Genomic DNA, 24,953 nt, shown 5'->3' with positions numbered 1-24,953 from the left:
TTTTCTTAATAATTATAAATATAAGAAAGGATGTGTTATGAAACAAAATAAACTAAAAAAGTTAATTTTACGGCCTATTTTTAGTCTACTAAGCTTTGGATTTATTTTGTCAACCCCTTTTTATAGTGGTAGTTTCAAAACTTCTTATTTATCTTCAAATATTAAAATTGACAAATTTGAGTTTAGAGATCAACTAATGTTTTCTAATTCATTTGGGACGGGGAATACAAATGAATTAAGGTATATTGATAATAAATTTGAATTGAAAATTTTGTTAAATCTTGATATGGAAACCGAGGATGAAAATATTATAACGAGGTTTAATAATGATTTCATCACAAAAATTAATAAAAAGAATCTCAAATACTTATCAACTATAAAAAGTTCAACTATGCCTACAGTATGGTTGTATTTTGAAAGTGAAAAAGATAGGCAAATATTATTAAATCATATAAAGAACTGGAAGGAAGTTTTCAAGTTAATAATATATAAAAATGAATATGCTTCATACAGAGTTAATAACGATATGTACGAGTGGATTTTAAATCCAACCCCAAATGAAAAACAGTATATGCATAAATATATACAAAATCAGAATAATGTTGAAAAATACATTGCAAGTGTAGAAAAAAATTTAGATATTGTTAATAGTCTAGGTTACGACAGAGTAACTGCACATGATAGTAAAATTGGGATTATGGAAATTTATCATCATGATTTTGATTATACTTATAAGGGTTTTTTTGGCGAAAACCTTTATTTAAAAGAATCACAAGCTAGAGTAATACATAATGGTCCTAAAGAACATTCTACAACTGTGTCTCTGATTGCTGGTGGTAAGCATGGAGTTGATAAAACTTCAAAAATATACCTCTCAACCTTTAGTACTGATGGTGAATGAAATGAGTATTTAGAAAAGATGGTGAAAATTGATGGCGTTAAAATAATCAACCATAGTTATTCATTTAAAACACCTGACTACAACGAGAATTCTTATTTCTTAGATTACCTTGCCCGTAAGTATGGAGTAATTCATGTTATGGCAGTTGGAAATATTGATTTAGATAAAGAAAAAGAAAGCAAAAAAATATTGGCTATAGGGGATAATTTATTGGCTTTAAATTCTGTTTTAGTAGGTTCTTTGAAAGAGAATGCTTCAAAAAACACCCTTAAAACTAACAGAATTGCAACATATTCAAATTATAGGCTAAAACAAGAATATGATGACCTTGCAAAACCACTAGTAGTTGCACCAGCTGAATTTTACGAAATTGCATATGATAAAAATGGATATGGTGTTGGTACTAGTTATTCATCGCCACTGGTAGCAGGTTTAATATCTAATTTATTAAAAGCAAACCCAAAAATAAATAATTCTGAATTTAGAGTTCCACTAGTAAAAGCTATTTTATCAGCTTCTGCGATTACTCCAAAATTAAATGGTTTATCATATAAAAATAATGGTTATGAGAAAAAATATGGCGCAGGTACAGTAGATTTTAAAGGCATGCTTCAAGCAGCAAAGAATTATTATGTTGCAAAAGTAGATCCTACTAGTCGTAATAGAAATGTTTTAACCAGTAGTCCTATAACTCTTCAAAAAGGTCAGAATATAAAAATTTCAAGTTCGTGAACATTTAATGCGGGATTACTAAAAACAAAAGAAGAGAAACCAAAGTACACCCCTAACACAAATTGGTGAAATTCATTTATAAACTTTTTTAATAGTGCTCGAAAAGATGCTCAGGAAAGATCGGAACGCGAAAGGGTTAAAAAAGAAACAATTGATTGAAATTCAACACATAAAAGTGAGTGGCAATTAAATTTAGATACAGTTTTAAAAGATAAAGCCAATAAATGGTTCACAGATTATAATTTAGTACTTCAAAAACTAGATAGTCGTGGTAATTGACAAAATATTATAGTTAAAAGAGTAATAAATACTAATGATGAGATCATTAATTATAATGTTTTAACTAATGGAACATATAGATACTTAGTGCAAAAAAGAACTTACTCTGAATCAACTAATTTAGCAGCTGATTTAATAGCAGTAACACACCTGGTAAGAAATGAAAATTATTAAAAAATTAGTTTTATCATCCATTTTATTAATGCCTCTACAAGTATTTTCTTGCTCACAGAAAGAAATTGATTACCCACCTAATTATATTTTAGATCCTAAAGAAGATGAAAAACCTTGGAACGAAAAAACTTGGACACTTAACGAGAATGACATTACCAGTATAGTTACTAAAAAAATAAACGAAGAAGAACACAAAAAAATATCCAAAGAACTAGCCAAGGAAGAAGCAAACTATGTAACTGAAAGTGCTTTTCTGCCTCCAAAAACAACTAGAATTAAAAGTAATAGTGAAAAATCTTCATCAACACGTATTGAGAATAAAATAAATAGCAAATTTTTTATAGACAATGATTTTATTAGTCCACAATTTATAAAAATCAGCACTAAAGAAAATTTTAACAACTATATTATTAGCAATGCTAAAGAAGTACCAAGTTTTGAAAATTTCCAAGATGAACTTGAGATAAAAGAACTTTTTGAGAAACTTTATTTAAAAAACAAAGATGTTTTTAATATTCTTCAAAAATTTGATATTTATATTTTTCCATATACCGAAGAACATAACTTAATAAAAATGGAATTTAACAACATGTTTTTTGTATTTCAAATTCGTGATATTAATAAAGAACCAGTATGGACTAGTGGATGAGGTGGGCCTGTTGTTTGAAAAGTAATTTTACTACCAAAGGATATAACTGTAACAAAGCGAATATATAATAGCTTTGAGGATATAAAAAAGTGATACAATGATGTTTATCTCCCTAATAAGAAAACATAATATTTTTAAAACCTAATCTATTTAAATCAGATTAGGTTTTTTTGATTTTGTAGTTTGATTATTCCTCTACAGGTTTAAAAAATTTTTTTATTGTTTAGAATTATGATAAGCAGTTAAACTAGATAAAGTGGTGCTTCTCTTTTACTAGTTACAAAATGACTTACTATTTCCTGTTTAACACCATTTTCATTAAATAAAGTATTTTTTGAGTATTTGATATTTAATTATTGTGAAAAAGATAGGTTCGTATATTTACCAACATTAATTAACACTTTAAATTATGTTATAATTTATATATAGAATTTTTAATGTTATTTAAACAATTAAATATATTTTTAGATAAATTTAATAAGGAGATTTTTATACTAACGAATTTAAAATCATTCTTTCGACTTTTTATAAGTTTTTCTGGGTTATCTGCTTTCTTTGTTCCTAAAACTTTAAAACAAATTGTTATAAAAGATTGATATGATAATTTAAGTACTAATAAGTTTGAGATTCGTGGACAAGGTACAACATCTGCTTTAACTGAAGATAATGAAGAAGCAAATATACCAATTAATAATAATTATGAGCTTAAATTATTATTAAATCCTGGTTTTGAAACAGAAAATGAAGATTTAATAGCTAGGTTTAATTATAACTTTATAAATAAAGTTAAAATAAATGATGTGACATTTAAATCATTTGAAACTAGCGAAATATTCCCAATGGTCTGGTTCTACTTTGAAAGTGAAAAGCATCGGGAAAGTTTTGTTAATTCAATAAAAAGTTGAAATGAAATTGAGAAATTTATTATTTTTGAGAATAAAGTTAATAAATTTGAAGTAAATCAACTTGATCCACCACGTGAATTTCTAGATCCAATACCATATGAATTAATGCCTCCTAACTTTGACCCAACAATTTATAAAAATAAAAATTATGAAAGTTATATTGATTTTGACTTGCAAAAATTTATTGACTCATCAAATAAAAATGCATCGATAGTTAATGTAACTAATTATTTGAATAATAGTTATATTAATAAAATTGGTGTGTTAGAAGTTTGAGCTTACCCATTTGATCAGAAATATAAAAAGTATTTTAAAAATGGGATAGAAATAAATGACCTTGAAAACAATGTCAATAAACCAAAAAACTCACATTCAACTATGGTGTCAATGATAGTTGGTGGCCAGCACGGTATTGATAAAACTTCCAAAGTATATTTATATACTAGTAATTTTACCGATGGTCATTGAAATAAAACAATTCAAAAAATGGTTAAGGAAGATGGTATACGTTTAATAAACCATAGCTATGGTACTAAAATGACTATTTGAAATGGATCTGAATATGTTGATAATCCAAAATACTTTTTAGGATACAGTGAAAACTCATATTTTTTAGACTATATATCACGTAAATATGGTGTGATAAATATCTTTTCCGCAGGAAATAATGGTACTAATAGCAGGCACTTAATATCAGACGACAAATTATCTTTTAATTCTATAATTGTAGGTGCATTAGAAAATAATGCTAACAAGAAAAATTTAAGATCTAATAAAGTTGCAGATTATTCTAATTATCAATTATTAGATGAATTTAGCAATATATCTAAACCTTTAGTTGTTTCACCAGCATATTTTTATAACCCAGTTTATAACACTAATAATTATAGCAAAGGAACTAGTTATGCTGCGCCAGTTGTTACAGGATTACTTTCTAATTTAATGAAATATAATGAAAAAATTAGAAATAGTAAATATAGGGTTCCAATTGTAAAAGCAATTTTATCTGCATCAGCTGTTAGTCCTAAACTAACTGGATTAAGCTATAAAACAAGTGGTTATGAGCAAAAATTTGGAGCTGGAACACCAGATTTTAAAGCAATGCTTGAAGCAGCTAATAATTACCAAGTTAAAACAATTAGTCCAACTGAAGCAAGTCAAATTGTTTTAAGAAGCGATGAACTTAAATTACGTAAAAATCAAACTATTAAAATTTCTAGTTCATGGATGTTTAATGCTGGTATTTTAAAATCTTTAGATTCTCCACTTAATTCATATTATTCATTACAAAATAACAGCTATTGAGAAAATAAATTAAATCGTTTTAGTATTTCAAAAATAGTAACAAACGAAACTCCTTATACGCCTTGAAATAACCCATATTCGACTTTACCGGATACTCATAATGATTATTTATGACTTAAACAAGAAGAAGCAAAGAAACGTCAATATGATAGATGGTTTACTGATTATGATTTAACCTTACAAAAGAAAGATGAGACTGGAGCTTGAGTTACAGTCAAAGGCGTTTATACTGTTTTAACTAATGATGAGTTAATAGAACATAAGATTACCGAATCGGGAAGTTACAGATATATAGTTACTAAAGTATCGAAAAATTCTTTTGCAAATTCTGTTGATGATATTGTTGCACTAACACATGTGGTACGAAATGAAGATTATTAAGAAAATTTTGTTATGTAGCCCAATTTTAACACCTTTATTCACATTTGCATGTAATGCAAAGAAACAAGGTACAATTAAAGAGACTACGAAACCAATAGAAATAAAGGAAGTCAAAGATGAACCAGTACCTAAACAAGATCCAAATTTAAATCAAAATATTGTGGAAGATAAAAAAAAGAATAATACAAAGCGAAATATTGATAAACCAACATTAAATGATAAGATAGAAAAACCAAAAGAACCAACCGAAGAAGAACTCATTAATGAAATAAAAGAAATATACAAAGTTATTTATCCAGTATATAAAAAGTTTACTAAAATTGCAGTCTTTGCCCCTAAAGAATGATTACGAGAAGACGAACTATATTTAAAAAATGAATACCATTTAAAATATTTAGATACTTTTAATGAGAATTTTTTAGATAAATCATTGCAACCAAAAAGCCCTCAGAATTTTTTAGCTCAAGATTCATATATAATAACTTCGAAAGAGGAATTTGACACTTATATTGTCAACAGATTTAAAGAATTAAATCCTTTTAATGAGTTTTTTGATGATCAAAAAATTAAAAAACTTTTTGAAGAATTATATTTAGAAAATAAAGATGCTTATAATATTTTAGATAACTATAATATAGTTATAACTACTGTAAGCCCTTATAAATATTTACAAGGTGCTGGCTATATAATACCAATATACCAAAACAATAAAACATATATAACTTCAATTAGTGGTCATGAACTAATCCCTGAATCAGTTTGACATATGGACGCACTTGAAATGGAACCGATAAAATGGGAAGTTTTCTTAGTTAATAAAAATCATGTTATAGAATATAAAACAATATGAAGAAAAGAAGATGAAACACTTCTTTCATTTAAGGATAAATTTGTTAAATGACATGAAGAAGTATTTAAAAAACAATATCCATAATTTATATTTTAAGGAAAAATGCTTGGAGCCACCCAAGCATTTTTTATATGGATTATTCTCTGCACTATAGATAAAGAATTTGACTTCGACAAAGGTATGGACTAAATTAGCTGTTACTTTTATTTTTTCTCTTTTTAGGCATCTGATTTAAAGCATGATTTTCATTAGACTGTTCCCGTTGTAAGAATATCATTTCCTCAAATGTAATATAAATTTTAGGGCCTATTTGAACTAACTCTATCCCTTGTTAACTCATCAAATTTTCATATATTTAGCTTCATCTGGTTTAAATTCAATAGAAAAGCTGTAATGTTGTTTGAGACCCTAATTATATTTCGATCTTTTGAATTTTGGAATGTAATTGAAGTTTATAGCGAACTCCCTAAGTTTTGCCAATTAATTTGGTCCAACTTATGGACCTCACTATAAAAAACTGCCGTGCTTTCTGTTTTCTCATACATTTTTTTATATAAAAATTATGTTAAAATTAAAACGCAATTATTTTGTTAATATTTCGCATGTGACTTTTCCAAAAAACACATTCCAAAAAAAATAAAAAATATTTTGACTTTTATTTTTTTGTGTTATACTATTATCAGTGGTTAAAGCAAGAGGGATCACCTGATACCATTCCGAACTCAGTAGTTAAGCCTCTTTACGCCGACGATAGCCTAAAGGTGAAAATAGGAAGCCGCTGTTTTTTATATTTTTTTTCATTCTTCAATGTATGGAAATTGCTTTCCAGCAACTTCGATAACTGAATAATAATCTGGATTAACATTTATAACTTTTTTTATTTTTGTTAATCCTTCATTTGAATCAAAATATAAAAGAATTAATAAATCAGGATTTGGTGAATATAACTTATTAATTAATTTAAATAAGTTATATTCAATTTTTTTGTTATACTTTGTGTTAACAACCAGGTTATAATTAGATTTGGTTGTTTTTATTAATAAATTTAAATAAATTTTTTCATTATTTAAGGCAATATACGGCATGGTGTTTTCAGCCGCATAACTGCGGTTTCCAATTAAAACATTATTTTCTAGAAATAATAGTGTAGTTAAGGTTTCTAGATTTATAACTACTTCATATGGCTGTGAAGTACTTTGGTTTAAAGCCAAACTATTAATAGTTTTAGAAAAAAGCGAGTAAACAAATTTATGTTTTTTAGCTAATAAATCAAAGGCACCAAGAGTGTCTAAAAAATTTCTTGTTTTCATGTTTATAATTATAATTATAAACGTGCACTTTTATAATTATTTTTTGTTATAATTTATAAAAAAAGTGGCTTAATAATAAAATGCCAAATTTTAAGATAGGAGAACAAATGGCAAAAAGACAAAGATCATTTTTTGAACGTTTATCAGAGTTAAATGATAATTTTGATGAAAAAAATAAAAAATTAAGCAGAAAGACAAAACGTAATTGAATCAATTATACAATTTTGGGTTCTTTAGCAACTATGATTATAACTGGTATTACAGTTCCCTTAGTTATCAATACTACTAAAGTAAATTATATTGAACCAAAAAAAGATAGTGAGAATGCTTTTGTTTTTAATAATAATTTAAATATTTCAATTGGTGATTTAACAAAAAAATTACAAACAAACGACACAGACTATTCAAAACAATTTGATGATACTTATAAAAAAGTTATTTTCTACATGTATGAAAAGGAAGTTTTAGCTTCAAAACAATACCAAGAAATTGTTAATAGTTCACTTAGCAATAATGAAAATGCAAATTTATCAATTGAACTTAGTTCACTAGACAAAATTAAAGAAAATCAGAAAAAGAAAATTAACGATCTTAAAAATAATTTAAAAACAACGTATGGATATTCAACATGAGAAAATGTTTACAAAGAAAGATTATTAACTGATGAGTATGGAAAGAGTACTAGTGAAGAAGATGCAATCGAATATTTAACATTTAAAGAAATTGAATCAACTGCGCTTAGATCTTCCGAAGTAGAAGTAAAAACCGTAAGTTTAGATTTTATTAATAAAACAGCTAAGAAAACAATTTATAAAATTGATGCTAATGGAAATCCTGTAAAAGACGCAAATAACCAAGCAGTTGTTTTATTTAACCAAGGTGATAAAGTATTTCCACACTTTAAAGAAGGTGTAAATTACTTTATTCAACCCAGCAATCCAACTCAAGCGACACTTTTTCAAACTAAATCATATATTACTGATTTAATCCCTGCTGATAATGTAATTAGAAATTACTTTAATAATAACAATGTTTTAATTCCAACTTCAGTTTTATTACCTGGCGTTGTTAATTCTGATTCTAGATTTGGTTTTAGTTTAACAGATACAACTGCTCGTCAAAAATATATTAATAATCTGAAATATTCAGTTTTAAAGGACGGTAATTCTAATATAAAAGTAAGTCAAAATATTGATTTATTACTTAATTTTAAAAAACCAAGTGAATATGGACTTTATACTAACAAAGACCAAACACTAGATGCTTTTAAAGAAGAAACTTCAAGATATAAAACGTATTTAAGTGCATTAACACTAACTTCAGATAGTTCTTTAGGTTTCTTAGGAACTTCAAGTATGAGCGACTTAATCAATAATAATATTGATCTTTCATTTGGCACAATTGCAAATAATTTACTTAAAAACTCAAATAATTTTAAAGAAATTGATTTAAAACAAGTATTTAGTATGCCTAGTGGTTTTAACCCTAATGTTGAACAAGAAATTGCTAATTTGATTAAAGAAGCACAGGATTTAGCAACAAATGCAAGTGAAGGTAATCAAAATGATAGGTTCAACTTAATTTCTAATAAATTGGAAGAAGCAAACTTATTAATTGATCGTTACTTTGCACAATTAACTAGTGAACAATTTAATGATGTTATTAAAACAAAATATAGTGATGTTTTTGCTATTAAAGTTAATAGCAATACATATAATTCTTTAGTTTATAAAATTAAAGATAAACAAGAACAATCTTTAATTTTAACTCCTGGGGGAATAGCAATCTTTACAAATGAGCATCTTGATACAATTGAGAAGTTTAAAGAATATATTACTAATGATTTAGTTAATATTGCTGGCGGAAATGCTTCATACTTCAAATTTGATGAAAAATTAAACGCATACAAATCAAAAGAATTATTAGTATTGGATAAATTAAATGACCTTGAATTTGTAAGTTGGTTATTAACACAGAAAAATCATGATAATAACATATATACCAATGAATTGATTAGTAAATTGAAAGATGAAGTATCATCAGTTAGAAATGGTCTTAAATTAAAAAATGAATTAACTTTATATGAAAAAATTGATACATATATTAAAGACAAAGTTAATTCACTTACAAATCTTAACTTTAAAAATGTAGATGGAGTAGTTAGAGTTGCTTATTTAGGATCTGACAAAGCATCAGTAGAACTAAATAACTCTAAAAATGCTTTTGAGTTAGCTGAACAAGAATTTCAAAAGTATTTTGAGAAAGGAAATAACTAATGAAAGCACTTAAAAAATTATTAACTTTTTCAACTCTTGGATTTATTCCTGTTGTAGCTGTAGCTTGTGGGCGGGATGTTAATACTGATAAAAAAATAGCTCAAGATAAATTATTTTCAGGTGAGAATGTTAAAGATGTTGTGCAATCCTTATGGCTGGATAACACCTTAAAATCTTTATATAGTGTTTCAGAATCTGAAAATATTAATAATCCTAAATATAAAGAAGATGCCTTCCAAGCTTATAAAACATTTTTAAAAAATCAATTCCAAAAGGATACTAAATATCTTCCAAAACAAATTAGTGATTTATTATCTAAAGGTTTAATTAATCAAACTCAATATGATGATTTAAAAAGTTTGCTTAATACATATTATCCAAATATAACAATGGAACAATTCTTGATTCTTTATAATATTAAAGAATCAAAGGTTAAATTAACTGTTGAACAAAATTTATTAGTTAATAAATATCTAACAATTTCTAAAAAAGAAGATTTAGAAAAAGTGTATGCAAGCCAGTATCAATCAAGAAAAGATGATTATGATCTAAATAACTTTATTTTAATTGATTATTTAGTAAATAAAAGACTTACCCAAACTTGAACACATTCAAGTACTAGTGAAAATGATTTATTTACTTCATCTGTAAAAACAATCAATAAAATTGCCGATTATACTGCTATATCTCTTAAATCATTTGATGCAAAAGAAGTAGCTAATGATGATGTTTTATTTTCTAATAGGGAATATGAACGTAAAATTGGCGGTTATAAAGGATTAGAGGCTTCTTCATTAAATTTTAATCTTGAATTAAATGCATTAAAGAATAATACAACTGAAACACTAGCTAACGGATTTTATGATTATTCGAAAAAAACCTTAATTAAAGTTAATGATGATGAAACATTAGTTGAAGCTTTACCAATTACTAGTGGTAGCAACTCTATTTTAGTAACCTATGTTAGTTGGTTATTGCCTCTAGGCAAGGATTATGAAATTGAAAATCCTAAGCAAGAAGAACGTAGCGAAAAACCAACGATTAATGTTAAAAAATTAACCTTAGAAGGCACCTATTTAATTAAAGATTTAATTAAATTAACTACCGCATTATATGATTATGATAATAATTTATTTGAACAAGCTGTAGATGCTTTTGTTAAGCTTGGAAATAAAATTAAATTAACAGTTGAAGATGAAAATCTTAAAAAAGCCATTCAAGGATTAAAATATGCAGAATAAGAGTATTTTTACTCAAATTATTGAAAGAAAAATACCTGCGAATATTGTTTATGAGGATGAAAGAATAATTGCTTTTTATGATATTAATCCTGTGCAACCAGGTCACTTTCTAGTTGTTCCTAAAGCAACTGATGAGAATATTTTAAAAAATAATGAAGAAGATTATGTATATCTAATGTTAATGGCTCGTAAATTAGCTAATAACTATATTCAAAAATACAATTGCTCAGGCTTTAAATTACAAGTAAATACTGGAAAAAGTGCTGGGCAAGTCGTTTTCCATACCCATGTGCATATTATTCCCTATAAATAACAAAACCAACTTTTAATAAGCTGGGTTTGTTAAAAAGTATATTGTACTAAATTAAAGAAATAAGTTAATATTTTCATGTGAACTTTACTACTTTGCTTTAAAATATTATTTATGTATTAAATATTAAAATTTAAATTAAAATAATTCAAACAAAATATAAGAATTAATTAAAATAGCAACAACAATTAGTTTGTTGCTATTTTACTTCTTTAAAATTCAACAATCTATCCCTATAATATTCATATTGTTTTTGTCTTAAAGCTATTTCAGCTGGTAAGCCCTTAGTTAAATCGTTTGTTAAGTCAGAGAAATTATCTAGGATCTCAACAATTTTGTTTTGGAGTTGAAGAGGTGGGATAGGAATCAAAACATTTTCCATTAATTTTTTTGAAACATTAAACCTAGTTACACCTGACGAAGTTTTGATTAATTGCTTACGTAGGTTTGTAGATCTAAATAAATGTTTGAGAAAATTTGGATTAAACAATTCTTTATTATTTAATCTAAAGATAAAACAAAAACTATTTAAATAATAATCTCCAATTGGTTCTTGCGTTACAACTGAAGACATAGCTACTTCATCTTTGATTTCACTAGAACCAGTAAAGATCACATCTAAGTATTCTAATTTTCTTTGCTTATCATTTGGCAGTATTTTTACCTTATTATTTAAATCAAAATTTACAGCTGGATTTTTAAAAACATTCATATATGTTATAAAATTAGCATTACCATTTTTAAAGTCGTCTTTGGTTTTACCTGTTAGTCCACCATAAAATTTACCTAATTCTTTAAGTGTTTTAGATTTAATTAAAGAATTTCAAAACATATTCCCGAAGACATATTCAAATAATTTGGCTAATCCTGGATTATTCTCTCTCTCTCTCTCAATATTATTAATATTAAATGATAATAAGAGATCTCTATAATATTCATATTGTTTTTGTCTTAAAGATATTTCAGAAGGTAACCCAATTTTGAGGTTATGGCAAATTTGCTCAAAGTTGTCCAATACTTCTGCAATGCGGTTTTGAACCGGAAGGGGAGGGATGGGAATTTTAATTTGTCCAATTGCTTTAGCATTAAATTGAGGCTGTGTGCCAATTGAGACAATTTTTTTGGCTTGATTTCAATATAAATTAGATTTAGAAAAATGTCAATAATATTTATTACTAATTATTGTATTATCTAAATCTATTTTTATTAAATAAGATGCAAATACTGCAGGTTCATCAGAATCAAAATATAAAGTTTTACCATATGAACCTGTTCGAGAAACTAATAAAGCACCTTTCTGTAATATATATTTTTCTAGTCCGGCTTCACTAGGGATATACTTTTTGTTATCCATTATTAAACTACCATCTTCAGATATATCAGTAATTCTGATATATCTGAAATCACCCGCATCTTTAGATGATGCTGTATAGCCATATGTAAATTTAGCAATTTGATCTAATGTAATTTCCTTTATTGAATCATCAAAAGTTAATAATTTATCTCTGTAATACTCATATTGTTGCTTACGGTATTTAAGTTCTGTGGTAAGTTCTGTGAAATTATCAAGAATTTTAACAATTTCATCTTGGATCGCGCGGGGCGGTGTTGGTATTTCAAAGTTTTGTAATATAGGTAATGTTATATATGGTATTGCAGAATTTTTTATCTGTTTATTTGAAATGTATTGTTTAAAGTAAGTTAATAAGTAATACTTTATAAATTTAGGAGATATTTCATTAAAATTAAATAAAACATATGTTCTTTGTTCGGCATTAAACTTACCGTCATAATATTTTATATTTCCAACATTTGCACCATTACCACTAATGATAATTGCCTCAGTATCAAAAGCATATTTATCAATTTTAAACGTTTGCATGTTACATGTAAAAAATGGATATTGGCCATTTTCATTTTTCTGGCCAGTTTTCAATTTACCTGTTGTTATTGAGCACAACTCTTTTAGTAGTCTATATTCAACACCACCTGGACACAATTCTTTAATTAACTTCTCAATTTTATTCATAATGATTCCTTAAATATATATTAATGGCAGCGGCAGAAAAAGGGGTGGTATAGCTAAACACTATACTCTGTATAAAAATTATAACACAATCATAATTTTTTTTAAACTCTAAAATTTACAAAAATTAAGCAAAAAAAGAAGTGTATGCACTTTTAAGCTTTTTTTGCTTAATCAAGTTTAATACTTTGTATTAAACTACACGTACGCGTGCGTGCACACTTTAAAGTGTCAAAAAACACCGCATGAATTTCTAACGAAAATGCTTTTTTTAGTTTCTTTACCATATACATAGTATATGGTATTTTATTATTTTTTCCGTATGCACTTTTCACTACACTTTATAAAAACTGTATTGAAAATAGTATACACTTTTACATACACACAAAATCTTATATATATTACATAGTAATATATATAAAAAGTTTTAAAAATAGCATACTTTACTGTATGTATTTTGTATACACTAATAAAAATCAAAACTAAAATTCTTATTTTTTAGTCTGATAAAATTTTTACAATTGTTTCAACTAAATAAGCTAAATCTTTTGAAAATAGGGGTTTTTATAAAGTGATTTATATAACTTTCTGCTCTTCCACCATTATAATTTTTTCTCAAAAATGTATTAAAAATGTACTCTTCATTTTCAGAAAAAGTCTTTAAAAATCCTCTTAGTTCTTTTATTTTTTTAATAAAAATTTTGTGAATTTTTAGATAATTTATTAAACTTTTTAATACTCTTTTAAACTCTTGAAAATTCATTTTTTCTAAAAAATTGTTCATTATTTTATATAAATTTTCTACTTGAAAATGTTTTGAAAATTCGCAATTTTTCTTATTTTTTGTTTTATTAAAACCAAAAATATTAAATAAATTTCTTTTAAAATGGTATAAATCATAATACCTTTTTACCCCTAATTTTTTTGAAATAGTGTTAATAAATCTTGCTCCGTCACCACTAATTATTACTTTATTTTTATCAAAATATTTACCAAAAAACTCCTTTATTTTATTGCAAATAAAGTCTAAATTTTTATATTCTTCCTTAAAAACTAAACTATGTTTATTGTTATTTTTATCGACTAAAAAAACATTTCTTATACATCTTTTTACTTTTTTACGACCCAAATTTTCTTTAAAATAGGTATCATCAATATGAATTTCAATCCTGTTTTTTATGTCTAATTTATTAAAATTATTATTAAATTCATAAGATAAATTACCCATTTTTAAATGATAATCTAACACATATTTTGGTATTAATTTTTGATTATTTTTCTTCCTTCTAGTTCAAATTTGTTTATTAAATTGGTTGTAAATATCTTTGTAATAATATTTATTTTTACCAATTCTTTTTGTTTCTTCATTATGATAATAAGTAAAACTTTTACCAGTACTTTTATCAGTATATACTCCCAATTTATATTCAAAAACATCACCATTTATTATTATTTTCCGCCTTTTTATTTTCTTTACTTTTCAGTTCTTAAATTCAGTTTTTTCTAATCTAATTTTGGATCTAAAAATATATTCTTCATCATTTCAATTTTTAATCATTTTTTGATTATCTATTTCAACTCAATTTTCAAATTTGCTCATATAAAAATTTTATAAAAAATAGCACTCTTTAGTGCTAAGTTCTACCTTGTAAAGGATTTCACTTTTTCTCGCTGATACTCCAAAATATCTTCATATCATTCTTCGAAAACTTTTTTAAATTTTTCTATTTTATTTACATTCTTAGAATTTCTAATAGATAAAATTTCATGAGCTAAATCTTCATCTTTTTTTTCTTTAAGAACCCATTTTTCTTTTAAAGCTGAATCTAATTTTTCTTTTTAAGTCATCTCTATCTCAAACCATATCACTCCTTAATTATAAATTTTTATTTATAATTAAATTATAAAGTTTTTGTAGAATATTAAAAGAAATTAATTATGTTTTTTATACAATTGCTTTATAATTCTAATGTAACATCTTGCGTGCGTGCTCATTATGCGTATATGTATGTGTGCCCCCGCACACGCACACACAATCTCAGATAATTAACTTAAGAGATGAAAAATGAAAAAGAAATTTGAAATTAGGAGAACATATGGATAAAGGATTAGGTGCATTCATTGATTTTTTAAAGCAAATTACCAAATCTAATCAGAACGGTAATAAAGGATCTGAATTTGAAAATTTTATAAGAAGCAAATTAGATACATGCGGTTTTAAAGAAGCAAGTTTTAATGAAAAATCTTATATGTACATGAATAAAAACATTTTTAAAATTGAAAAAGAAGAGTTTGATAATTTAAAAAGAAATTTGAAAGAGAAAGTTTTAAATAAGAATAATATACAAGTTATTAAAAATCCCTTTAAAGATTATAAAAATAATGATATATATATATATATATATATCAACCATTTGGTAAACAAAATTTCCCTGATTTTTTAATCATAACTGATAATTTTGTTTTCCCTTTAGAAGTTAAATTTTCTACAAAAAATAAAAATTCTAATTTGCCAAAATGGAATAGCAATATACCAAAAGCAAATTCTATTTATGTTTATGCAAACACAGAAAAACATAGTCCAATAATATTTTTAGGAAATGATTTTGTAGGCAATGATACACGAATAATCTTAAACGATCATTTTGAACAATTCGATGAAAAGGAAAAAATTGATAGTTTGCTTGCAAGTCTAAAGCAAAATGATAAATCATTCAATCCATTTGGTTTATATCCTAAGATTAGAACTGATTTTATTTTTGGTAATGATGATAGTCTTGATATTTTTGAATTTTCTAAAAAAATGAAATGAAAAGAACATGTATTCGATTTCTTAGAAGGATTAAAAAAAACATGAAAAATAATAAATTAGACCAGTTTTATACAAACCCAAAAGTCACTGACTACTTAGTAAAAAAAATTCATAATATGTTTAATTTAGAACAATATGAAATATTTGAACCTGCCGCAGGAACTGGTAATTTTATTGATTCCTTGTATAAAATTGGCTTAAATGTCAATGAAAAGTGCCATGCTTTTGATATAGAACCAAAAAATAATAATTTCATAAAAAAAGCAGATTTTTTAAATTTAAAAATAAATAAATATATTGCAAACAAGAACAATAACTTAGTAATTACAAATCCTCCCTTTGGAAAAAGAGGTAATTTAGCAATTGAATTTATTAATAAGTCTCTTGAGTTTGCTGATATCGTGTGCATGATACTTCCTAATACCTTTAATAGATATTTGGTTCAAAAAAGAATTAAAGAAAGTGCAAAAATAATATATAGCGAATACTTGCCTGAAAACTCATTTATCGTAAAAGATAGGGAATATTCAGTAAAATGTTCATTCCAAATTTGAACAAATAAAAATGTACAAACTTGATTGAGTGATAAGAGGCTAAGAAATAATAATTTTCAAAAAATAAAAGGATTAGAGCTTTTTATACACAACAACACAAAAGAAACCCTTAAATATTTTGATAAAGAATTTTATAATTGAAATTTCGCAATAGTTAGACAGGGATATTATGATTATTCTAAAAAAATAACAAATCCTAATGAACTAAAAAGAAATAGGCAATATATATTTATAAAAACTAAAACCCTTATTTATTAAAATTAATTGAAGAAATAGATTTTGAAACCTTAGCTAATAAAAATACTGTTGTTAAAGATTTTTCTAATACTGATCTAATTAGTGAAATTTATAAATTACATATAAACAAAATTTTGAAATTTTAAATTTCATTCTTTGTTAAAAAATAATTTAAAAAATAAATATAATTTTCCTTTTTTTATAGTATAATACTTATACAGGTTTTGATAAAACACTGTGAACTGTATTGGTAGAACATAATGTTTAAGCGCTATGTGTTAGCGCCAACAATATAGGGGGACTGCCTTAGGCAGTCTTTTTCTACCTTTTTGATCTTAAAAAAAGGGATGGAGACAATGCATTTATACATATACTGTGATGAATCGGGGGTTTTGATAAAAAGCACAACAATTTTTATGTAATGTCAGGTTACATATTTTTAAGTCAAGGCGAAACATCAATAGCAGCGGCAAAATATAGTTCAGTTGAAAAAAATATAAGAAAAATAAAGAGAATTCCTAAGGAACAAGAGATAAAAGCTAGTTTCTTAAGAAAGGATTTCAAGAGTAAAAGGCGTTTATTGAATTCTCTCAATGATTACACGAGATTTGCTATTATAATAAAACTACAAGAAGTTATTGAAAAAATATATGATCATAAAAAAGATAAGCAAAGATTTCAAGACTATGCCTTTTCAAGAGGGATAAAAGAGATTTTATTAAAATTAAAAAATAATGAAATCTTAAATTTAGATGAAATTGAAAACATTACAGTGAATTTTGATAATAGGCCTATTGCAAGTAGTGGTAAATATGATTTAAAAACTTCTCTACTAAAAGAATTGCGTGACGGAAAGTTTAATATTAATTGAGATTGATTTATTCCTGGTATTTTAAAAAATCTTAAAAAAATCAAATTAAATTATTTAAATTCTGAAAATAATTATTTAATTAGGGCTAGTGATATAGTGGCTAATTCAGTATGACACAAAGCACTATCAGAACCATCTCTTAAAGACTTGAAAGATAATAAAGCACTTTATATCATTAAATTACCATAAAAACATTTGAAAGATATTTTTTCTAGATATAAAATAAAGTATGACAATAAATTTTTATAAAAAAATAACAATCGTAAATTTAAAAAGTGATTGTTATTTTTTATATTAAATTTTTCAAATTAAAATATCTAATGCTCTATTTATAAAATATATTATTTAATAAGTTATTATCAATTGATAAAAATGGAAAAACTTATATAGAATATAGCTACGATTTTATTTCAATGTAAATTATTTAACCCTTTGTTTATTCATAAATTTAGGAAGTTTTACACCTAATTTTCAACCTCATTTTTTAGCTAAAATTTTAGCTACAAAAATTAATGAAATCAAAGATGCTATAATTCCTAAACCTAAAAAACTATATCCTACTATTCTTTTTGTTTGTTTAACTTTTTCTTCATCAGCTTTGTTTGTCACGGGCTTATTACTTTTGTTATTTTCTATATCTTTTTGAATTGTTTTTTCTATATCTTCTTCATTAACTTTTGGATTGTCATTAATATTAGTTATTGTTTCTGGATTTCTTTCGATTGGTAATCCTGATTCATTAATTTCTAGATCTTTATTAATGTTAGTTATTGTTTTTGGTTTTTTATCGATTGGTAATCCTGATTCATTAAACTCATTACTTTTTGACCTTGAATAGTAATTAGCTATACCACCATATCCATAATTAAATGATTTTTGTTTGATCGGTAAGATTATAAAACTCTTATAAAAAACTACGTTTTCTAAAAGTTTATCATTTAGACTTTCTAAAATAGTTTCTTTATGTTTATTTAACTTATTTATTTCTTCTATTTTAGTTGGTATAAATGGTATTAATAAAGATTTCTCCTTATCAATAAATTTGTTGTTTTCTATTCATTCTTTTGCTTCTTTTATTTTTAATTTGAGTGATTCACTTTTAAGTTCCGTGTTTTCGAAATCAATTAATAAATCTAATCAATAAATAAAGCTATTATTTCCAAATATTAAGTAATCTTGATATTCTCTTAAGTTAATCTCATTCGCTGTTTCATTAATGAATTTAATTGCTTTGTCTTTAACATTAAAAAGCCTATCTTCATTTAAAGATTTTTGTTTACTTAGTAATAAGCTTGTTAAATCATTTAAATTAACAATATCATTCTTTCCTACATTTCTAAACACAATCTCTTTATTATTTAAAATATTGGCATTTTTACCAATTAAATTTAAATAAACATCACTATTATTATTTTTCAATTTAGCTATGACAGTATCTAAATTGCTTATTTCTATATCTTTATTTAAATTGATTTTTATCGGAGATTTAACATTATATTCTTTTAAATAATCTACTATTACTTTAATAATAGCTTCTTTTATTTTAGTTTCATAAACTCTGTCTACTAATTCTTCATCAACTCCAGCCTCAATTTCAAGTTCTTTTCTAACTTCTTTTTTGGCCACATTGATAACGTTATTGAAATTAAGCCCATTAAATATGTCTTTAATATCTATTGGAGGATAAATAATTTGATTTGCATGATTATCATACTCAAATCTTAAATTAGAATTTCTATATTTACCTATTCCTCTAATATTAATATTTTTTGTTAAATAGTCTTCTTGACCTTCTTGTTCAATTTCGACCTTTCCGGCCTCTTCTATAAATAATTCAGTACTTCTTGAACTTGTAAATTCTTCTATATAATAATCCTTATCATAAATAAGTGGTTTCATTTTGTTTGAATTAGTATATTTATCAATTTCTTTAATAACAAAGGATTTTACTTTTTCTATAATTAAATCTTTTTGTTCTTTAACTAAACCATTTAATGATAGCTTTTTTCAATTACTTGTATTTCCAAAAATATTATGGCTTAAAGCTTCGTTATAATCCTTTATAGCATATAAATTACTATTAATAAATTCTAAATAATATTTCCTAATATCATCATAATTTAAATTAGTTGCTGTTTCTCTAAATAATCCTTTATTATCAATGAGATATGTTAAAAATGAATTTGCTAATAAATTATTTTTAATATCTCAAAAATTAAAAATAAAATCAGATAAATCGACTTTTGAGTCAAGACCTTGAAAATTAATTTTAATATTTCTGTTTTTAATTTCCTCTAAGAAATAACTATTTGGTTTGTTGTCTTTATCCACTAGTATAAGTTGTATGTTGCTTATATTACTTTCGGAGTTCGCTATAATAACATATATCCCTTCATTAGACATATAAGAAGCCTGGCTTTGGCCTTTTAATGCATCTATCTCATTAATTTCAGGTACTTCAAGATTATTATATGTTTCACCTTCTTTTGATAATAATTTAATAACAAAATAATTTTCAACTTTATCATAATTATTAGCGAATAAATTCCTTAAAGCTCCTTTACCTAAAACACTAGCTTCTGCTATAACTCCATATTTAAAATTAATATCTAATTTAGGATATAGAAAATGCATTCTTTCTAATACTGTATCTGAAAAAAGAGAATTATCAATATAAACAATTTCTTTTTTTGTTCCAGTATTTGCATCAATATAAGGATCATATTTTGGATTTGGAATAGGATTACCATCTTTATCTTTAATAGCCCCAATTTCATTATAAAGATATTTACTGATTAAATCTTTATGATCTTTATTATTTTCAGGATCTCATGCATAAAATTTAATTTTTTGATTTAAATCAAAAGAATTAATTACTAGCACGATTTTATATGTATTTTCTATAATGGTGTTGTTTGAACCTTTTTGATATTTTACAACTTCAATGAGATATTCATTTTTCTTGTGTGAGTTTTCGTCATTCACATCATTTTCATCATTTTCATCAAATTTAATTCTCTGATTATCATTTATATCACTTCTATTATCTAGCATATTGTAACTAAAACGTCTATTTAAAACATCAACACGTCTTTTATTTACAAATACAATTTCTGTTTCTTCTAAATCCGCTTCATATTTCAAAGTAACCGGAGCATTTACAGAAAATTTACCTCCATAGTTTTTAGTATGATCAGCATTCTCTATTCTTACTAATTTGTCCAAAACTAATTGATTATGACTATTTCTTTCGTTTTTTAAATTTAATAAATTAAAATTCTTATTAATTACATAACTTGTATTAAATTGTAATTTTTGAGAAATATTTAAACTACCACTAGTTCTTTTAAATAAATCAGAACTCTCTGTTTTTATTTTAACGTCACTATTTAATAAAACTCCTGAATCACTAAAATAACTTTGTAGCATTGAAAGCATTATAAAAGGTATATTTTTTGAATAGTTTGTATTATCAAAAAAAGTAAATTTATTCCTATTTAAATCACTAATTACATTATTTGTAAGTCTAGTTTTATAACTAATTCCATTGTACTTAATATCATTAATTCTTACGCTTAAATTAATATTTTTTTTATTGTTTAAAACAATATTATAAACATATTCAAAACTAATTTCTAACCCTTTATAATTTAATTTAAAATTTTTATTTTGTATTAGTTCATCTAATTTTTCTTTGTTAGTTTTGCTGCCCACGAATATTGTTTTATCAATATTATCATCTAGATTTGAATCTTTACCCGAATCCGAAACTAAAATAATATCATTGTTAGAGTTTATTCAACTTTTAAATATCCTATAATCATGATCAACATTATTAAAATTAGCTAATACATATATTAAAAATTTAAATTGTTCCTTAGGTATTCCATAAATTTTATTAAATGAAATATTTGTAGTAGTGTTTTCTGTAATATTAATTGTTTGTCATCTTTTGTCATGTGTATTAAAGTTAAAAGAATTAGTATCTTCATTTTGATCTATTATTTCTAAATAATTTATATTAAAGTTCACAGTTTTTTCAACATCACTAAAACTAAAATTTTGGTTTAAATAATTATTAGCTTGAGAATTAAAATATAATAAGTTTTTATGATAAACAACACCGTTATTATATTTAATCATTTCATTTTGAGTTTGGTTTGATAAGGTAGAACCAAAAAATAAATCTCTATTTAAATGATTATTTGCTAAATATATTTTATTATTTGTTTTATCAACATAAAAGTTTTGTGCAACTTCTCTTTCTGTTCAATAAACATTTTCAACTCTTCCTGCAACTGGGTAATAAGAATTTGAAATAATTCTTCTTGTTCCTATAACTCCATTTGGAGCTTCTTTGTATTTTCAATTATTGATATTTGCAAAATGCTCTAAGGTTCTTATATTAGTATTTTTTGATAATACATAATTCTCAAATTCTCTTAAATTAAATGTATATCTTGTTTCATATCAAGTACTGTTATAACTTCGTTCAATTGGTCTTACACTTTGAATAAAGCTACTAAATTGTGTTTTAACTTGATTATTACTATTTGTAAACCTACTTAAATCATATTCTTTATATCTGTCCTTGAAATAATAATAATTACTTGCTGGCGAATAATAATGGTGTGGTTTTGTTCAAATTCGAGAATAATTTATTAAACCATTTTTAGATATATCGCTTCCGTTAATTCTTTTATTTGTAGATTTGTTTGATAAATTAAAAAATCTTACATCATCTAATGAAGTATGATTTATATAGCCTTGCTTATATCCTTGTGGTCAAAAAACACCTGGATTTGATGAACTAAAAGCAATAGAATTACTATAATTTTTAGTGTAATTTAAGTTATCTAAAAAGTTTAAACTTTGACCAGCATTTACTATATTATTAAATTGCTTTATATTGCCATTACTATCAAATAAGTTATAATAGCTTATTTTTCAAGTATTTCAATTATTCTCGATATGTTTGTTAGAATTTTTTTGTTTATTTACAGTTACATTTGAAACAGATAAAAAAGGTAAAGATAAAATAGAGACATTACTTGCCCCTATTAGTATATTTTTAAATATTTTTCTCTTTTTCATCCTCTACCTCACTATAAATATCATCAATTATATTTTCATCATTTTCAAATTCTGTTTGATGATATCTTCCAAATGTTTCTTGGTATTTTTTATTTGCTTTTGCAATTTTTTTCATTAAAGCTTCATTATCTTTTTCTAATAAGTCTTTAATATCTTTGAAATATTTGTTCTCTTTTAATAAACTTCCTGAAATTTCTACTAAATCTTTCTCAACATCAAATTCACGAGCGACTAAATTTATTAGTAGATCTAATTTTTTATTAATAATATTTTGTTCTAATTTAATATCTAAAATAGTATTATCTATATCTTGCTTAAAAGGTGCCATTGAAGCAAATATTGCTTTTCTTAAATAATAAAATAAATCATCTTTTGTTTTTCGAAAGGCATCTTTTTTAGAAGTATTATTAACTTCTTTCATAATGATATTTCTTATTTCACCATAAGCAGTTTTTTTGTTATTTTCCATTTCCAATTTTCATTGTAAATACTTAGTAATATCATTTCTATCTGTTATACGAGTTTGTATTACTAAACCTTCATTTAAAGCTTTATCTGAAATTTTTTCTAATTTTGTTTTTCTTGCCATTAATATCCCTTCTTAAAAAATAATTCTTTTTCATATTCTGAATAATATAGTCTTAGCTTTAATCTAGTATTATTATCAACTGTTTTTTGGAAAAGTCACTTGCGAGATATTAACAAAATAATTGCGTTTTAATTTTAACATAAATTTTACATAAAAAATGTATGCGAAAACAGAAAACACGGCAGTGTTTTCTCGTCGGTTTTGCTTACTTTTGCCAAAAGTAAGGCCCCTTTGATTGCAATCAAAGGCGGGGGATTAAAAAAGTTTTTAGGTTATCTTATATTGCCTTACAACTTGCCGATAGTTATTTATTTTATCCATCATATAATCAATTTCTTGCTGAGAGTATTTATCTAGACTTTTTCCTTTGGGAATGTAATACCTAATTAAGCGGTGCATATTTTCTATTGAACCTTTTTGTCATGAACTATATGGTTGGCATTTAAATAGTCTTTCAGTTGGAATAACCTGGTGCAATAAGACATTTTCACTACCATTATCAACTGTTAAAGTTTTAATGTCTAAGTTATGTTTCTTGATTAGCTTTAGAAGAGTTTGTTTTATAGCTTTGGAGTTGCGTTTTGAGAGCATAGCATAAGACATTCTGGTTTGCCGTTCAATTATGGTTACAATACAATATGTATCATTGATTGTACCAATAACGGTGTCTAATTCAAAATGGCCGTGTTCAGAGCGATCATTAATATAAGCTGGACGTTTCGAAATTTCTGTAGCATATTTTAATGTTTTAGGTTTGGTTTGTTTCTTCTTCCTTATGCCATATTTTCCTTCAGATTTTTTAACAATGTGGTCAAATTCAAGGAAATAAGGGTATTTTTTGATTATTTTATAAATTGTACTAGGTGAAGGAGCGAATTCATCAGGTGATAATTTTTTAAAAGAATTCACAAGATAGGTAACTGATTTCTTAACTTCTTTTTGCTGCAAATTCTTTTTATTTCTATTTTTATTGTATGTATTAAGCTCACTATACCAATATTTTCTGTAGGCCTTTCATTTCTCTTTAATTGTATCACTTACAAAAAAGAGTCGCGAAAACGAATACCCTGATAAATGTTCATATAGTTTGGTAAAATTAAGGGTTTTAACCCGCATTACTCTTTTTGAACACTTCGGACAAACATAGCGATTTTGTTTATCTAAACTAAGTGGTCTGCGATTTGTAATAATTTGGATTTTGCTTTTTATACTTCGAATGTCTCTATCAAAAATCTTGGCTACTTCTTGGATTGAGAAGCCTTCAGAAAGTTCTTGTAAAATATTATAAAGTTGTTCTAGATCGATTTGATCTGATCGTAATTTTCGTTGTGTCCCAAGAGCTCCTTGCATTTTCAAAATAGTGTTGTAATTCTCTTCGATTTTAAAGTGTTGATATTTATTTTCTTTTCGATATTTGTCAAAAACACAAATATATTTTTCTAAATTTTTCATATAAT

Annotated in this window: 17 protein-coding genes and 1 rRNA gene; 12 read left to right on the top strand and 6 right to left on the bottom strand. The window is 25.0% G+C overall.

Annotated elements, in window-relative coordinates; translation table 4 throughout:
- Window positions 1-37 precede the first annotated feature (37 nt).
- The 5 genes from AC0B4N_RS01025 to rrf all read left to right on the top strand — a co-directional run bounded on the left by AC0B4N_RS01025 (window position 38) and on the right by rrf (window position 6,960).
- On the top strand, window positions 38-2,086 hold the full coding sequence (locus AC0B4N_RS01025; RefSeq protein WP_465102058.1) for a S8 family serine peptidase: 2,049 nt from the start codon (window positions 38-40) through the stop codon (window positions 2,084-2,086).
- Window positions 2,073-2,864 (top strand): hypothetical protein, encoded by a 792-nt coding sequence (locus AC0B4N_RS01020; RefSeq protein ID WP_465102057.1) that lies wholly within the window; start codon window positions 2,073-2,075, stop codon window positions 2,862-2,864. The genes AC0B4N_RS01025 and AC0B4N_RS01020 overlap by 14 nt, the downstream gene beginning before the upstream one ends.
- Window positions 2,865-3,172: 308 nt before the next feature.
- Entirely contained in the window at window positions 3,173-5,326 is a 2,154-nt protein-coding gene (locus AC0B4N_RS01015; protein WP_465102056.1) for a S8 family serine peptidase, read from the top strand.
- Window positions 5,313-6,260 carry a hypothetical protein gene (locus tag AC0B4N_RS01010; RefSeq protein WP_465102055.1) on the top strand — a complete coding sequence of 316 codons (948 nt, stop codon included), beginning with the start codon at window positions 5,313-5,315 and terminating at the stop codon, window positions 6,258-6,260. The genes AC0B4N_RS01015 and AC0B4N_RS01010 overlap by 14 nt, the downstream gene beginning before the upstream one ends.
- Window positions 6,261-6,854: 594 nt before the next feature.
- Window positions 6,855-6,960: ribosomal RNA gene (gene rrf, locus AC0B4N_RS01005) — 5S ribosomal RNA — on the top strand.
- A 1-nt stretch (window position 6,961) separates the two neighbouring features.
- Here the strand turns inward: rrf and AC0B4N_RS01000 are convergent.
- Window positions 6,962-7,486, bottom strand: coding sequence for a hypothetical protein (locus AC0B4N_RS01000; protein WP_465102054.1), 525 nt, complete (start codon window positions 7,484-7,486; stop codon window positions 6,962-6,964).
- A gap of 107 nt (window positions 7,487-7,593) precedes the next feature.
- On the opposite strand from AC0B4N_RS01000, the gene AC0B4N_RS00995 reads away from it, so the two are divergent.
- The 3 genes from AC0B4N_RS00995 to hinT are packed head-to-tail and all read left to right on the top strand — an operon-like array spanning window position 7,594 to window position 11,316.
- Window positions 7,594-9,762 (top strand): HinT-interacting membrane complex protein P80, encoded by a 2,169-nt coding sequence (locus AC0B4N_RS00995; RefSeq protein WP_465102053.1) that lies wholly within the window; start codon window positions 7,594-7,596, stop codon window positions 9,760-9,762.
- On the top strand, window positions 9,762-11,003 hold the full coding sequence (locus AC0B4N_RS00990; RefSeq protein WP_465102052.1) for a HinT-interacting membrane complex lipoprotein P60: 1,242 nt from the start codon (window positions 9,762-9,764) through the stop codon (window positions 11,001-11,003). Before AC0B4N_RS00995 ends, AC0B4N_RS00990 begins: the two co-directional genes overlap by 1 nt.
- The gene (gene hinT / locus AC0B4N_RS00985; protein WP_465102051.1) at window positions 10,993-11,316 is read left to right on the top strand and encodes a histidine triad protein HinT; all 324 of its coding nucleotides are present in this window, start codon (window positions 10,993-10,995) and stop codon (window positions 11,314-11,316) included. The genes AC0B4N_RS00990 and hinT overlap by 11 nt, the downstream gene beginning before the upstream one ends.
- A 196-nt stretch (window positions 11,317-11,512) precedes the next feature.
- Here the strand turns inward: hinT and AC0B4N_RS00980 are convergent, their stop codons facing one another.
- Together AC0B4N_RS00980 and AC0B4N_RS00975 are read right to left on the bottom strand one after the other, a co-directional pair.
- The gene (locus AC0B4N_RS00980) at window positions 11,513-13,342 is read right to left on the bottom strand and encodes a restriction endonuclease subunit S (RefSeq protein WP_465102050.1); all 1,830 of its coding nucleotides are present in this window, start codon (window positions 13,340-13,342) and stop codon (window positions 11,513-11,515) included.
- Window positions 13,343-13,805: 463 nt separating this feature from the next.
- Window positions 13,806-14,939, bottom strand: a complete 1,134-nt coding sequence (locus tag AC0B4N_RS00975; protein ID WP_465102049.1) for an Mbov_0401 family ICE element transposase-like protein — start codon at window positions 14,937-14,939, stop codon at window positions 13,806-13,808.
- Window positions 14,940-15,435: 496 nt separating this feature from the next.
- On the opposite strand from AC0B4N_RS00975, the gene AC0B4N_RS00970 reads away from it, so the two are divergent.
- The 4 genes from AC0B4N_RS00970 (at window position 15,436) to AC0B4N_RS00955 (ending at window position 18,002) form a co-directional block, all read left to right on the top strand.
- The gene (locus AC0B4N_RS00970; RefSeq protein WP_465102048.1) at window positions 15,436-15,783 is read left to right on the top strand and encodes a hypothetical protein; all 348 of its coding nucleotides are present in this window, start codon (window positions 15,436-15,438) and stop codon (window positions 15,781-15,783) included.
- 65 nt (window positions 15,784-15,848) lie between these two features.
- The gene (locus tag AC0B4N_RS00965; RefSeq protein WP_465102047.1) at window positions 15,849-16,211 is read left to right on the top strand and encodes a hypothetical protein; all 363 of its coding nucleotides are present in this window, start codon (window positions 15,849-15,851) and stop codon (window positions 16,209-16,211) included.
- Window positions 16,193-16,963 carry a hypothetical protein gene (locus AC0B4N_RS00960; protein WP_465102046.1) on the top strand — a complete coding sequence of 257 codons (771 nt, stop codon included), beginning with the start codon at window positions 16,193-16,195 and terminating at the stop codon, window positions 16,961-16,963. Before AC0B4N_RS00965 ends, AC0B4N_RS00960 begins: the two co-directional genes overlap by 19 nt.
- A 343-nt stretch (window positions 16,964-17,306) precedes the next feature.
- Window positions 17,307-18,002, top strand: coding sequence for a DUF3800 domain-containing protein (locus tag AC0B4N_RS00955; RefSeq protein WP_465102563.1), 696 nt, complete (start codon window positions 17,307-17,309; stop codon window positions 18,000-18,002).
- A 231-nt stretch (window positions 18,003-18,233) separates the two neighbouring features.
- Here the strand turns inward: AC0B4N_RS00955 and AC0B4N_RS00950 are convergent, their stop codons facing one another.
- The 3 genes from AC0B4N_RS00950 to AC0B4N_RS00940 form a co-directional block, all read right to left on the bottom strand.
- Window positions 18,234-22,907, bottom strand: a complete 4,674-nt coding sequence (locus AC0B4N_RS00950; protein ID WP_465102045.1) for an Mbov_0399 family ICE element protein — start codon at window positions 22,905-22,907, stop codon at window positions 18,234-18,236.
- Entirely contained in the window at window positions 22,885-23,496 is a 612-nt protein-coding gene (locus AC0B4N_RS00945; protein WP_465102044.1) for an Mbov_0398 family ICE element protein, read from the bottom strand. The genes AC0B4N_RS00950 and AC0B4N_RS00945 overlap by 23 nt, the downstream gene beginning before the upstream one ends.
- Window positions 23,497-23,763: 267 nt before the next feature.
- Window positions 23,764-24,948, bottom strand: a complete 1,185-nt coding sequence (locus AC0B4N_RS00940) for an IS30 family transposase (RefSeq protein ID WP_465101889.1) — start codon at window positions 24,946-24,948, stop codon at window positions 23,764-23,766.
- Window positions 24,949-24,953 lie beyond the last annotated feature (5 nt).

This window comes from Mycoplasma sp. 13536 (assembly GCF_055523495.1).
Note: the sequence above shows the minus strand (reverse complement) of the source record. Positions and strands in the feature narration are given on the sequence as shown.